General features: G+C 64.7%; 11 protein-coding genes. 6 read left to right on the forward strand and 5 right to left on the reverse strand.

The window, feature by feature from the left end:
- Positions 1-165: 165 nt before the first annotated feature.
- Positions 166-1,872, reverse strand: a complete 1,707-nt coding sequence (locus tag V7P99_RS05100; RefSeq protein WP_333793709.1) for a Clp protease N-terminal domain-containing protein — start codon at positions 1,870-1,872, stop codon at positions 166-168.
- A gap of 418 nt (positions 1,873-2,290) precedes the next feature.
- Between V7P99_RS05100 and argB the strand changes: the two genes are divergently transcribed.
- On the forward strand, positions 2,291-3,247 hold the full coding sequence (gene argB, locus V7P99_RS05105) for an acetylglutamate kinase (protein ID WP_442909871.1): 957 nt from the start codon (positions 2,291-2,293) through the stop codon (positions 3,245-3,247).
- Complete coding sequence (locus tag V7P99_RS05110; protein ID WP_333793710.1) at positions 3,244-4,083, forward strand: pyrimidine 5'-nucleotidase; 840 nt, start codon at positions 3,244-3,246, stop codon at positions 4,081-4,083. Before argB ends, V7P99_RS05110 begins: the two co-directional genes overlap by 4 nt.
- Positions 4,084-4,125: 42 nt before the next feature.
- Here V7P99_RS05110 and V7P99_RS05115 read toward each other — a convergent pair whose 3' ends face one another.
- From V7P99_RS05115 to V7P99_RS05130, 4 genes are all read right to left on the reverse strand, one after another.
- On the reverse strand, positions 4,126-4,584 hold the full coding sequence (locus tag V7P99_RS05115) for a DNA polymerase III subunit chi (protein ID WP_333793758.1): 459 nt from the start codon (positions 4,582-4,584) through the stop codon (positions 4,126-4,128).
- Positions 4,585-4,952: 368 nt separating this feature from the next.
- Entirely contained in the window at positions 4,953-5,210 is a 258-nt protein-coding gene (locus V7P99_RS05120; RefSeq protein WP_333793711.1) for a hypothetical protein, read from the reverse strand.
- A 198-nt stretch (positions 5,211-5,408) separates the two neighbouring features.
- Positions 5,409-6,788, reverse strand: a complete 1,380-nt coding sequence (gene der / locus V7P99_RS05125; protein WP_333793712.1) for a ribosome biogenesis GTPase Der — start codon at positions 6,786-6,788, stop codon at positions 5,409-5,411.
- A 288-nt stretch (positions 6,789-7,076) separates the two neighbouring features.
- The gene (locus tag V7P99_RS05130; RefSeq protein ID WP_333793713.1) at positions 7,077-7,997 is read right to left on the reverse strand and encodes a polyprenyl synthetase family protein; all 921 of its coding nucleotides are present in this window, start codon (positions 7,995-7,997) and stop codon (positions 7,077-7,079) included.
- 420 nt (positions 7,998-8,417) lie between these two features.
- Here V7P99_RS05130 and mtgA point away from each other — a divergent pair, with 420 nt between their 5' ends.
- The 4 genes from mtgA to V7P99_RS05150 all read left to right on the forward strand — a co-directional run bounded on the left by mtgA (position 8,418) and on the right by V7P99_RS05150 (position 12,370).
- Complete coding sequence (gene mtgA / locus V7P99_RS05135) at positions 8,418-9,653, forward strand: monofunctional biosynthetic peptidoglycan transglycosylase (protein ID WP_333793714.1); 1,236 nt, start codon at positions 8,418-8,420, stop codon at positions 9,651-9,653.
- Between the two features lie 285 nt (positions 9,654-9,938).
- Positions 9,939-10,124: a 50S ribosomal protein L32 gene (rpmF, locus tag V7P99_RS05140; RefSeq protein WP_333793715.1), complete on the forward strand. Its 186-nt coding sequence runs from the start codon at positions 9,939-9,941 to the stop codon at positions 10,122-10,124.
- Positions 10,125-10,370: 246 nt separating this feature from the next.
- On the forward strand, positions 10,371-10,817 hold the full coding sequence (locus tag V7P99_RS05145) for a hypothetical protein (protein ID WP_333793716.1): 447 nt from the start codon (positions 10,371-10,373) through the stop codon (positions 10,815-10,817).
- A 188-nt stretch (positions 10,818-11,005) separates the two neighbouring features.
- Complete coding sequence (locus V7P99_RS05150; protein WP_333793717.1) at positions 11,006-12,370, forward strand: phosphodiesterase; 1,365 nt, start codon at positions 11,006-11,008, stop codon at positions 12,368-12,370.
- The last annotated feature ends 145 nt before the right edge of the window (positions 12,371-12,515 follow it).

Consider the following 12,515-nt stretch of genomic DNA (forward strand, 5'->3'; position numbering starts at 1 on the left):
TTGACGAATGATGTCAACAAATAGGTGTTATAAATTGCGCAATGCGCACAGCGGTTGCGATTACAGGCCTAACTTGATGATAATCATGGATGAATGATCGGCACTCTTACTGTCGTACTTATACGGATGGCGCAGCCTTATCCTCGTAGACCTTTTGCGGCGTGATTAGCCGCCGAAGTACTTCGCAAACAGAACCTGCACGATCAACCAGGCCATGTCGCCGAACTTCGCGAGGAGAGCGCCGATCAGCGCCGCCGCGCCCCAGCCCGCCCAGCGGGCGGCTGTCCGCGCGTAGTTGATCGATATCTTGACGTCGACGACCTGATCGGGAAGCGCCGTCTCGGCCGTCATGCCGTCTGCGCCGACGGTGCGAGCGGAAACGATGAGCTGGAGCTGCCGGCGGCCTCGCGCACGCGGCGTCACGGTCCACCGCCAGCTCGCATAATCGTCACTGCCGAAGCCCAGGACGTTTTCGATCCATTGCGTCTCGGGCGAGCGGTTTTCGATCACGAAGCCGCCGTCCGGAGCGCGCAAGCGCACCGACATCGCCTTGGTCACCACGATCTCGTGGCGAAACGCGGCACCGCCCCCGGCTAGGCCTTCGGCCAGCGCCTTGACATCAGCCCGCGCAATACGCGCTTCGACGACGACAGGGACGCTGGCACGCATCCGGCGCGGAATGTTCTCGATCAGATGACCGGCCTCGATCAGTGGCCAGGAGCCGACGAAGGAGCCCGCTCCGGCTCCGGCCCCGGCCCGTCTCGCATCGGCCTGGGGCGCAGGCCGTCCCGCGCTCTGTGCGCCTGGCCCGCGCCGCGCACCGCCGGCAGTATCCGCCACCGCCGGCGGGCCCGGCTGAAAGGATGGCCCCCGCTGCGGGCTAGGCGGCGGCGGATAGCGCGCCGGCTCTGCGAGTTTCGGCGGCAGCGCCGGCCGGCCGTCGCCGTCCGACGCTGGATGCGTGTCGGCAGGCTCGGGTGTCGGGGGTCGATCCCCATCGGCGGACGAGGCCTCTGGGGAAGACACAGGCTCGTCGTCGGGCAAAGCCGGCTCGTCGTGCCCGGGAACCCGCTCATCGCGGGTCGGCATCGGCGGACGCGGAGGTCCGCCGCGATCGGGATAGTTCGCCCGCGGCAGAGGAGATCCCGCGGAGGACGCCCCTCCATCTCCATCGTGCTCCTCCCGGCTTTGCAGACGCTCCCGGGCCGAGGCCAGAATCTCCTCGGTCGTGGCAGGACGCGAGAGATCCGGCGCCGGCATGGGGGGCTTGGCCTCAAAGGCGGCAGGAGGTTGCGCAGGCCGTGGCGGCGGGGCCTCGAGCGGAGCTTCCGATTGCGGCTGCAGCCGAGGCTCCGGAGGGTGCGGCCGCGGCGATGGCTCGGAGGCCGCGGGCGGCGGCTCGGGCGTGGGCGCCGCAGAGCGCTGAAGCGCACGAATCGCCGCTTCGAACGTCAAGCCTTGCATGCGCAGCAGATGAGCAGCGGTGCTCTTGCCGTCGCCAACGATGGCCGCGAGTACGATCGCGCCGTTGATCTCGCGCCGCCGCCCCTGGCGCGCAGCCGCTGCCGCCGCCTCGAGGATACGCCGCAGATCGGCAGAAATGGCGATCGACTGCCCGTTCTCAGGGGAGACACGATCGTCCGAGCGGCCCAGATGATCTGAAACCTCCGCCGTGAGCCGAGCGAGGTCGATGCTGCTCGTCCGCAGGACAACGCTGGCTTCCGGGTCCTCGGCGAGCGCGAGCAGCAGATGCTCGAGCGTGACCTCGCGGTGCGACTGGGCGGTGGCATAGTCGGCGGCGCGCGTCAGCGTGGCCGTAAGATACGGCGACATGGGGATCCGGCCGAGGTCCTCGACGATCATGGTCGTCATTCAGCATTTCTCCCCATGCCACCTCGCCACACCGTCGGGGCCCCCCGCCCGTAGCAAGCTCTAGATCCTGATCGTTGGAGATGCCAGCATTGCGCTCGCATCAGGAGCGTGACTCGTCGTTCTAGTATAATGGAATGAGCCGGGGCGACTGGAGCCCTGCGCTCGATCGGGAGCGAGCGGGCTCGCGCCCTCGAATCTAATCCATCCGGATATGACGCTATGATGAGGGTTCGAACAAGGTTTGGCCTTTGTCCTCCGCGACTCACCGCCTAGTCTTGGCACGGGAATGTGAGGGAATTCCGTTGAGACCGGCTCTCCACGGGTATATGTGCTCGCCGTGACCGGCGGGCGGAAAAATGAGGCACGCCCCCGCGGGGCGCAAATCCGTCGGCCTGTGGCAAGGGATCGCAAGCAAACGATGTCGAAGGTGAAGAAAACCTCGGGAACGGCCGGCGCATTCGACCGGAAGGAGATTTCAGCCCACATCCAGGCGCGCATCCTCGCCGAGGCGCTGCCCAACATGCTGCGCTATGACGAGCAGACGGTGGTCGTGAAATTCGGCGGCCATGCGATGGGCGATCAGGCCCTTTCCGACGCGTTCGCGCAGGACATCGTGTACCTGAAGCAGTCCGGCGTGAACCCGATCGTCGTGCATGGCGGCGGACCTCAGATCGCGAACATGCTGAGCAAGCTCGAGATCCAGTCCGAGTTCGTCAACGGCCTCCGCGTTACCGACAAGCCGACCGTCGAGGTCGTCGAGATGGTGCTCGCGGGGCGCATCAACAAGGACATCGTATCGGCGATCAACAGGCAGGGCGGCAAGGCGGTCGGCATCTGCGGCAAAGACGCCAATCTCATGGTCGCGCGCAAGATCACGCAGATGGCCGATCCCACGAGCAGCCAGCTCAAGGATGTCGACATCGGCTTTGTGGGCGAGCCGTTGAACGTGAACCCGCACATCGTCGACGTGATTTCGAGATCGGACCTCATTCCCGTCATCGCTCCGATCGGCATCTCGCCATCAGGCGAGACGCTCAACATCAATGCCGACACATTCGCGTCCGCGCTCGCGGCGCGGCTGAGAGCTAAGCGTCTGCTGCTTCTTACCGATGTCGAGGGTGTTCTCGACCGCAACGGACGCCTGATCTCCGAGCTCACCGTCGCACAAGCGCGTGAGCTGATACGCAACGGCACAATCACGGGCGGCATGATCCCGAAGATCGAGGGCTGCATCGAGGTCGTGGAAGCCGGCGTCGAGGCCGTCGTGATCATCAACGGCAAGGTCGCCCATAGCGTGCTGCTCGAGTTGCTCACCGATCACGGTGCGGGCACCCTCGTCGGCCGGCGCATGCCCAAGGCGACTTCAGGCGCATGAGAGAGGAGCGGAAAATCCAGCAGAACGCAGCAGACGGCGGCACGGCCAGCCCGCCAAGGCTCCTGGCTCAGCGGGACGGCGCGCTGCTGCGCGGCTTCGACACGACAAGCGCGTGGATCTTCGATCTGGACAACACGCTCTATCCGGCCGAGTGCAATCTCTTCGCCCAGGTCGATCACCGGATGGGTGAGTTCATCGCCCGCTATCTCGGCCTGCCCTATCCGCAGGCCCGCCAGTTGCAGAAGGCCTACTATCGCCAGTATGGCACGACGCTCGCCGGGCTCATGGCGGTGCACAAGCTCGATCCGGCCGAGTTTCTGGCCTATGTGCACGACATCGATCTCTCCGTCGTGAGCGAGGCGCCGGCCTTGCGCGCGGCGATCGCGGCGCTTCCCGGGCGGCGGCTGATCTATACCAACGGCTCGCACCACCACGCGGAGCGCGTGGCCTCCCGGCTGGGCGTGCTCGATCTCTTCGAGGACATCTGCGACATCGCGGCCTGCGATTACGTCCCCAAGCCCGAGGCGGATGCGTTTGCGCGCATGATCCGTCGCCACGGCGTGGCCGCTGAAACGGCTGCGATGTTCGAAGACATGCCGATGAATCTCGCCGTGCCCCACGATCTCGGCATGACGACCGTGCTCGTATATTCGAGCTACGTCGACCACCCGATCCAGGAGCAGATGAAGAGCTGGCACGAATTGCCGGAACACATCCACCACATGACGCTAAACCTCGCAGACTTCCTCACCGGAACCGCCGGCAAGAACGAAGTCCACATTGCGGAGGTCAGTCCTCCCGCGAAGGGTGGCCCGAAGCACGACACCTCCCGATAAAAACCGGAGCCGTATTTTGATCTCGGTCAAACCGGAAGCGCTCTAAGCCTGCTTCTCCCAGCGCCCACTTTCAGACTGGCGCCAATAGGTGACGGCACATCCGGCCGCCTTTGCGGCCTGCCACTGGCTGCGCGCCTTCCCCGTCGCCTCAGGATCGTTGCCGTCGAAGATGCAGACGATGCGCATGAAGCCCGTGAACTCGGCCATCTCCGCGCCATCGACCAGAAAACGGATGCCCGCCTCGTTTGGCGTCTCATCACCGGTCGTCAGATAGATGGGCTGTCGCGCGGGATTTCCGTCTCGTGCCATGCCGTGCGGCAGAAAGCTCGCGTCACTATAGGTCCAGAGCGAAAGATCGAGCGCTTCGAGACGCTCCGCGCTGCCGGACTGTACGACGGCCCGCCATCCTCGCTCGAGCGTCCGCTCGAGCAGCGGCGGCAGCACGCGCTCGAGCGACGTTCGCTCCAAGTGGTAGAAAAGAACTTCGGCAGGCTCGCTCATCATTGGCTCTCGCTCACAGCGTTCGAGACATGCACCCGGCCCCGACGAACGCTCCGGCAGGTCGCGCCACAAGCGACAAATTTAGCGAAGGGACTTGATGTTGGCGACACTGTAGCCTATCTGTCGAGGTCCGGTGCGGCGCCATCTTGGGTGACGCCCGTGCGGGCGGTGAGCTAGGCAGCATCTTCGGGTTCGCTGCCGGGTTCCCGCCCGCTGCGATTCCAGGCCCGATTCGGGGCCATGCCCCCGCCCCTCGCCTTGCACGATGCTTCGCCGACAAGAGCGGCGACCTCGGCGACGGACTGACGTACCAAAAGCGTGCGCGCAAATATCCGATCCGAACAAAGCCCGGATCGGCAGTCTGCCGATCAGCGCTTGCGATATTTCTTCGGCACCAAGCCGGCATCTGTCAGGGCATTCACGCAGCGCCGGCTCAGGTTCCCGCGCCGTCCGGCCAGCGACATGCAGTTGCGCAACGCAGACGAGCCCTCCTTATAGGCTGGGCAGTGCGTCTGGTAATCGCTCTTGCACGCGTCCTCGACCTTCTTGCTGTAGGCGCCGGCCTCCGCCGGAAGGAGAATCGCGACGGCCATCATGGGCACGACGATGCGAAGCAACTTGGACATCGGCATTCCTGTTGGTTCTGTGATTGCATCCGGCCAGCATGATCCCGGCGGGGAACCTAGCCCGAGGCCCACTCTGGCGCCAGCCGGATTTTCTGTCTTCGGAGCAGTACGTGAGAGAGTGAGGGGCAGACTGCGCGGGATCTGAAACAAACGAAGTGTCGGACGGACCTATGGTCTTCCCAAAATGCGGGCCGCACCTTAACGGCGGCGCCGTTTGGGTGCAAACGGATTGTCTCCTCCGCGGAGGTTGAGACGTATGGGCACGCCCGGCAGGTTGAAAGTCTCGCGCAGGCTGTTGGTTAGGTACTTCTGGTAGGATTTGGGCAGCGCATCCGGCCGCGAGCAGAACGCGACGAAGGTCGGCGGACGCGTCGAAGGCTGTGTGACGTAGCGGATCTTGAGGCGGCGTCCGGAGGGCGCGGGCGGCGCGTGCCGGGAGAGTGCCTCTTCCAGCCAGCGGTTGAGCTCGTTCGTCGGCACGCGGCGGTTCCAGACTTCGGCCGCGCCCACGATCGCGCCGAGGAGCTTGTCGATCCCTCGCTCGCTGGCCGCCGAGATCGTCACCACGGCAACACCCGGCACCTGGGCCAGCCCTTCCGAAATCTTTTGGTGGAGTTCCCGCAGCACCTTCTGCTTTTCCTCGATGAGATCCCATTTGTTGAGCGCAATCACGAGCGCGCGCCCCTCCTCCGTGACGAGATCCCCGATGGTGAGATCCTGATGCTCGATCCCGCGTTCGGCGTCGAGCAGAAGAACCACGACCTCGGCGAAGCGGATGGCGCGCACGGCATCGCTGGTCGAGAGCTTCTCCGCAAGCTCTGTCACCTTTGCTTTGCGGCGCAGGCCCGCAGTGTCGAACAGCCGGATCGTCCGGCCCTTCCATGACACATCGCTCGCCACCGAATCGCGTGTGAGGCCCGGCTCCGGCCCCGTAATCATGCGGTCCTCGCCAAGGATCGCGTTGACGAGCGTCGACTTTCCGGCGTTCGGCCGCCCGACGATGGCAACCCGTAAAGGCCGCTCGTATGCGGCCGCAGCCTCGCCCTCGGCCGTACCCTCGCCTTTGCGCAAGACCTTCGGCTTCATGCCGAGGGCTGCGAGCGCATCGCGTTCGAGGTCTGCGAGGCCCAGTCCATGCTCGGCCGAGATCGCCACGGGATCACCGAAGCCGAGCTTGAACGCTTCGTAAAATCCCTCGTCCGAGGCGCGGCCCTCGCATTTGTTGGCAACGAGCACCACGGGCCGGCCGGAGGCGCGCACGGCGCGCGCGAACGTCTCATCCGCCCCGGTCACGCCGTCGCGCGCATCGATGACGAACAGCACAAGATCGGCGAGCGCCACCGCGGCCTCCGTCTGCTGGCGCATGCGATCTGCGATCGAGCCCTTCGCCGCCACCTCGAGCCCGGCTGTATCGATGAGGGTGATGGGACGGCCGCCAAGCTCTGCCTCACCTTCCTTACGGTCGCGCGTCAGCCCGGGCAGGTCCGACACAAGCGCGGCCCGCGTGCCCGTCAGACGGTTGAAGAGGGTGGACTTGCCGACGTTGGGCCGGCCGACGATGGCGATTTTCGGGACCATGCGATCTCTTCGCGCTAGAGTCTGGTGTCTTGCCGGAGGCGAGCGAGGCAAAGCCTTGCCGGAGGCGAGTTGGGAAGCCTTGCCGGAGGCAAGTAGGGATAGCCTGTCTTCACTCTGCGCGATCCGAACGCCGCGAGACGAGGACGCCCCAAGGGCCGGCTTATCGCCCGAAATCGACCAAAAAGCAAAAGCGCTCTCGGCCTCAGAGGACGTTAAGTAAACGCTAGAAGGTACTCCGAACCGGGGCTCCAACATGGTCGTCGGAGCGGACTGGGGCACACCGGAACGTCAGCTCTCGCGGCTCGCCACAAAGCGCGCGGCGTCGATCAGAGGACGGGCTCGCGCGCCGAATGGATCAAGCGCGGCGATCGCCGCCTCCTCGGCCCGCCTCAGCTCGGCCCGCGCCGCATCGATCCCCATGAGCGAAACCAGTGTCGCCTTACCCGCGGCTGCGTCCTTGCTCACCGCCTTGCCAACGACGTCGGCATCACCCTCGGCGTCCAGCAAATCGTCGGCGATCTGAAATGCGAGACCGATGTTCTGGCCGTAAGAGGCGAGTGCGGCACGCGCGTCCTGCCCCGCCTCGCCGAGAATCGCCCCCGCTTCACAAGCGAAGCGGATGAGCGCACCTGTCTTGAGGCTTTGAAGATGCAGGATCGCCGCAAGCGAAAGCGGCGTAGCAGCCGATAGGCGCTCGGCCTCGAGGTCGAGCGCCTGGCCTCCCACCATGCCGGCCATTCCCGCCGCCTTTGCGAGGCCCGCGATGAGCGCAACGCGCGCCTCGGGCCGCGGATGCGTCTCCGGGCGGCTCAGGATCTCGAAAGCGAGCGTGAGCAGCGCATCTCCCACCAGGATCGCCGTCCACTCGTCGTAGGCCTTCCAAACCGTCGGCAAGCCACGGCGCATGGCATCGTTGTCCATAGCCGGCAGATCGTCATGCACGAGCGAATAGCTGTGCACGCACTCGAGCGCTGCCGCGGTATCGAGCGCTTCGGCCTCTGAAAGCCCGAAAAGAGCCGCACTTTCCACGACAAGACAGGGCCGGAACCTTTTTCCTCCCCCGAGCGTCGCATGGCGAACGGCTTCGAGAAGACGGGACGGCGACGGATGACCATCGCCTATTGTTGGCTCCGATCCGGCGCGCACGAGCGTTTCCAGACGGGCGTCCGTTAGCCGTCTGATCCGATCCAGCCTTTGCGCGAAGGTCATTGACGAAGTACCTAGACTAATTCGAGTGCGTGAGTGGCGCGGGATATAGCATCCGTGGCGGATAAGGACACCCGTGAGGCATACGGGCCGGGCAGCGAGGGACTGCCATTTTCTGAGCTGCCACGCTCGGAGGGGGGACCGGCGACTCGAGAGCCAGAAGAATGCCCCGACGCACGGGAGAGCCCAGCCGACGTCGCGTCGCGCGAGCAGTTCGACGGCACTTTGCCACCGGAACGGGCGAGCGACGATAGCTCCGCCCCCGATGCTCGGGCTGACCTTGCAGGCTCCGAGCCTGAGCCTCCCACGGCAGATACCCATCCCGGCGGCCCCACTCCGGCATCGTCTCCGGCTTGTACCGGCACGCCTGAGACTGCCCGCGATACTGCGCATCCGGATGGGAACCCTGCGTCCCAGGGATCTATGCCTGAAGGGGCCAATGCGGAATCTTGGCGAAGCGCAATTGCGGACGCAATTGCCGAGGCACCGGTTCCGGCGCTCGAGGACGATCAGACCGCCTCAAACGCACCCGCAAGTCCGTCCACGCACGCTCTTGCGCCGAACGACGAGATCCCCAACACGCCGTCTGCGGAATTGCCCGTCCCATCGGATGCGGGCACGAATGCAGAGTTGCTCACCGCTACCGAGGATCTTTTCCGTCCGGCCGAGATCGAGGACGATCCTCATCTCATCACGCTCGGCCGAAGGCTTGACCCGGCGCGCACGCTTAGGCTGGAGCAACTGGACGCAGCGCAGGCGCCGCCCCTTGAGCCGGCCGCCACTGCGTCATGGCGCTGGTGGAGAAGAGCCGGCTGGAAAGCGCATCTCGCAACAGCAGCGCGCGTCCTTCTATACGCGGTGCTCGGCTATTTCGCGCTGGTGCTCATTCTGATCGCGCTCTTCCGCTTCGCCAACCCGCCCGGCTCGATGCTGATGCTGACGCAGGTCCTTTCCGGTACCGAGATCGACCGCCGGTGGGCGCCGCTCAGCGCCATTTCTCCGCACCTCGTGCGCGCGGTGATCGTCTCGGAGGACGGCCGCTTTTGCGAGCACAGCGGCGTCGACACCGCGGCCATCAGGGAAGCCATCGAACGCGCGGCCAAAGGAACGCCCCGCGGCGCTTCCACCATCTCCATGCAGGTGACGAAAAACCTCTTCCTGTGGAATGCGAAGAGCTACGTGCGCAAGGTCATCGAGATCCCGCTGACGCTGGCCTTGGAGCTGGTCTGGCCCAAATGGCGCGTGCTGGAGGTGTATCTCAACGTCGCCGAGTGGGGGCCGGGCGTTTTCGGCGCCGAAGCGGCCGCGCAGCACCATTTCAACAAGCCGGCCTCCCGCCTCACGGAGCGTGAATCGGCCTTGCTCGCCGCCGTGCTGCCCAATCCGGTCATGCGCAACGCCGGCAAGCCAGGTCCTGGCACCTCGGCCAAGGCGCGCGTGGTGCAGGCTCGCGTCAAGGCGTACGGCACGGTCGCCTCCTGCGTCGTCTCGGCAGCTGCGGCCCCTCCGGCCGCCGCCGTTCCAGCCGTCCGGTCTTCCTCCCCGCGCCGAAACGGAGCCGCCAAACCCCCGGCCAAGCCCGCGCCCGCCCGCAAGAAGCAGCCACCGCCGGCCAGCGAGGAGCCATGGGCGCCGACCCTCTATTTCGGGCCGCGCTGACCTGAGCTCGGCCCCGCTCCCCGAATCGCGGCAATTTTCCGTGTCCTCGGCCACTTGAAACTTCTGGCGCGGGCGGTGGATTGCGGCTATAAGGCCGCGATCTTTGGTTTTGGAGCCTTGTGCGGCGCCCGATCACAGGATTGGACGGCGCTGTTTGCTTTGGCCGCCGGCTTGCAACCGACAACGGGACGCCGGACCGGGCAATTTAACCGGGCCTCCACCGATCAGGACCTCATCGGCATCCCTGCCGGCGCCTTCGGCGCCTCGATTACCGGAGCTTAACCTATGGCCGTTCCCAGGAAGAAAACGTCGCCCATGAAGAAGGGGCACCGCCGGTCGCATGACGCGCTGACCGCCCCGGCCTATGTCGAGGATAAGGACAGTGGCGAGCGCCGCCGTCCGCACCACATCGACCTCAAGACGGGCAAGTACCGCGGACGTCAGATCCTCGAGCCGAAGGCTGACGTCTAGAGTGCTTCCGGAAAAGTGGAAACCGGTTTTCCGAAGAGAAGCACGATCGAACAGAAGTTTAGAGCCGTTCCCCGTTTCCACTTAAATCGGAGCGGCTCTAAGCGACGCCTCCTCGCGCGACTGGTCTCCAAGCAAGTCTGAATGACGGCGGTAGCCCACCCGGCTGCCGTCGTTTTTTGCTTCGATACTCGCAATCTTACGGAGATTGGGTTACGAGGCTCAAGTCTTGCCTTGCAGGAGATCACCATGTCGCTGAGAGCCATTCCGCTCACGATCATTGCCCTCGTCCTCTACAACGTCGTCGTTGTCTTCACCGGATCCTCTGGCACCGAAGCGGGGACCGACGGCGGCGCAGCAGCCCGCGCCCTTCTCGACACTGCAATTTTCAGTATCCCGATGATCAGCAGCGGCGTCTGGCATTTCACCTGGGGTGACCTGATCTTGCTGACAACCCTCGTGATCCTGTTCGTCGAGATCGTAAAGGCCACCTATACATCGGCCTCCGGCCTCATCGATCATGGCCTCTCCATGCTCGTCTTCGTTGCTGCGCTGATCGAGTTCATCATTGTTCCCCAAGCGGCGACCTCCATCTTCTTTCTCCTCCTCATCACTCTGCTGATCGATGTCGTAGCAGGCGCAATCATCAGCATCCGTGTGGCGCGCCGCGATATCGGGTTCGGCAGCGGCAACTGACGGCGCGAACCCTTTTGCTCCGGTCCGATGTTTATAACGGCGCGCATTCTAAGGATTGCGCGGCCGGCCGGATGCGCGTTTCATGATTGTCTGATACGGTGCGATTGGTTTTTTGAACTGCTGAGTCCCATCCTCCGAAGCCTGCGCGCCTTCCATGACTTTGCCGCCAAACCCCTTGCCGGGTCGAAATGCATATCCCGGCTTGCAAGGCCTTGGCCGGCTCGAGTTATCGAGGCTGTCAGTGTTTCGTTTCGCCGACCTCGAGCAACCCACGGACGAATCGCGTGCCGGATCCTGAAACCGCCCCGCCCAGCCGAACACGGATGCTCGAAACGTTGGGAGTCTTGCTTCGCAACGCCGAGAGCCAACAAGCGACCTCAGCAGCCCTCCTGATGATTTCGGTGAACGGGATCGGCGCGGTGAACGCGCGGCTCGGCACCGCCGTGGGCGATGAGCTGATCTCCGAGACCGAACGCCTTCTGAAAACCCTTCTCACGCGCTCCGACAAGATCGCGCGCTTCGGCTCGAACACGTTGGCGATCATCCTGGATGGCTGCGGTACGGCCGGCCTCGCCTCGGCCGGCAAGACGATGATCGCCGCCGTCGACACCGCGAGGTTTCCCACATCGGCCGGCCCGCTCGCCGCAACGGTCTCGATTGGCGGCGTGGCCCTGCCGGAGCAGGCGCGGTCCGTGACCGATGCCGTAGCCTGCGCCCTGGATGCGCTGGAGGTCGCAAAGCAGCGGCCCACCGGAGCCTTCGTCGCGCATGACGCCCGGCTCGCCTCCGAGCGCATGGCCCGCCGGGCCGAGGCGATGCCCGGCCTTGTCATGCGTGCGCTCGACGAGAAGCGGATGATGCTGGCTCTGCAGCCGGTCGTCGCCACGTCGACCCGCAAGGTGATGTTTTACGAAGGTCTCCTGCGACTTTACCGGCCTGACGGCGTCCTCGTTCCCGCCGTGGATTTCATAGCGGACGCGGAAGAGCTCGGCCTCGTGCGCCATATCGATCGACATGCGTTGCAGCTCGGTCTCGATCTACTTGAACGTCATCCCCGTCTTAGGCTCTCCATCAACATTTCGAGCCTGACGGTGGGGGATGAGGAATGGGCCTCGGCGTTGTACGCATGTGCGGCGCGGCGAGACGATATCCCCCCGCGACTCATCATCGAGATGACCGAAACCGCAAGGATCGGCGATTTCAATGCTGCCCGCGAATTCCTGGACCGCCTACGCGCCCTCGGCTGCCGCATCGCCATCGACGACTTCGGCGCCGGTCATACGTCACTTCGCCACCTGCTGACCCTCAACGCCGACATACTCAAGATCGACGGCGCACTGGTCGCACGCATTCCGGGCGATGCACGCAGCTGTGCGCTCGTAAAGGCGGTCATCGACATGGCCAATGCTCTCGGCCTCGAGACCGTTGCAGAATGGATCGGCGAGGAATCGGCCGCTGCCTTCCTCGAGGCGTCGGGCGCGAACTATCTGCAAGGCTTCCTCTTCGGTGAGCCGACACCGGCCGATGACCTGCGGAAGCAAGGCTTGCTTTAAAGGCCAGAGTGCTTCCGGAAAAGTGGGGGCCGGTCATGGCGGAGCCATGCAAGTTAAAGTGCCCGATAAGAAGCACGGAGAAACAAAAGCGTAGAGCCGTTCCCCGATTCCGCTCAAAGCGGAACGGCTCTAGAGCCTGATCGTT

This window comes from Hyphomicrobium sp. (genome assembly GCF_036780825.1).
Classification (GTDB): domain Bacteria; phylum Pseudomonadota; class Alphaproteobacteria; order Rhizobiales; family Hyphomicrobiaceae; genus Hyphomicrobium_C.

Bases quoted from the DNA above. Each gene is read 5' to 3' on its own strand.
- argB (WP_442909871.1), top strand. From the start codon at position 2,291: ATGTCGAAGGTGAAGAAAACCTCGGGAACGGCCGGCGCATTCGACCGG.
- mtgA (WP_333793714.1), top strand. From the start codon at position 8,418: ATGCCTGAAGGGGCCAATGCGGAATCTTGGCGAAGCGCAATTGCGGAC.
- V7P99_RS05110 (WP_333793710.1), top strand. From the start codon at position 3,244: ATGAGAGAGGAGCGGAAAATCCAGCAGAACGCAGCAGACGGCGGCACG.
- V7P99_RS05150 (WP_333793717.1), top strand. From the start codon at position 11,006: ATGCATATCCCGGCTTGCAAGGCCTTGGCCGGCTCGAGTTATCGAGGC.
- V7P99_RS05115 (WP_333793758.1), bottom strand. From the start codon at position 4,584: ATGAGCGAGCCTGCCGAAGTTCTTTTCTACCACTTGGAGCGAACGTCG.
- V7P99_RS05120 (WP_333793711.1), bottom strand. From the start codon at position 5,210: ATGTCCAAGTTGCTTCGCATCGTCGTGCCCATGATGGCCGTCGCGATT.
- V7P99_RS05130 (WP_333793713.1), bottom strand. From the start codon at position 7,997: ATGACCTTCGCGCAAAGGCTGGATCGGATCAGACGGCTAACGGACGCC.
- der (WP_333793712.1), bottom strand. From the start codon at position 6,788: ATGGTCCCGAAAATCGCCATCGTCGGCCGGCCCAACGTCGGCAAGTCC.
- V7P99_RS05100 (WP_333793709.1), bottom strand. From the start codon at position 1,872: ATGACGACCATGATCGTCGAGGACCTCGGCCGGATCCCCATGTCGCCG.
- V7P99_RS05145 (WP_333793716.1), top strand. From the start codon at position 10,371: ATGTCGCTGAGAGCCATTCCGCTCACGATCATTGCCCTCGTCCTCTAC.
- rpmF (WP_333793715.1), top strand. From the start codon at position 9,939: ATGGCCGTTCCCAGGAAGAAAACGTCGCCCATGAAGAAGGGGCACCGC.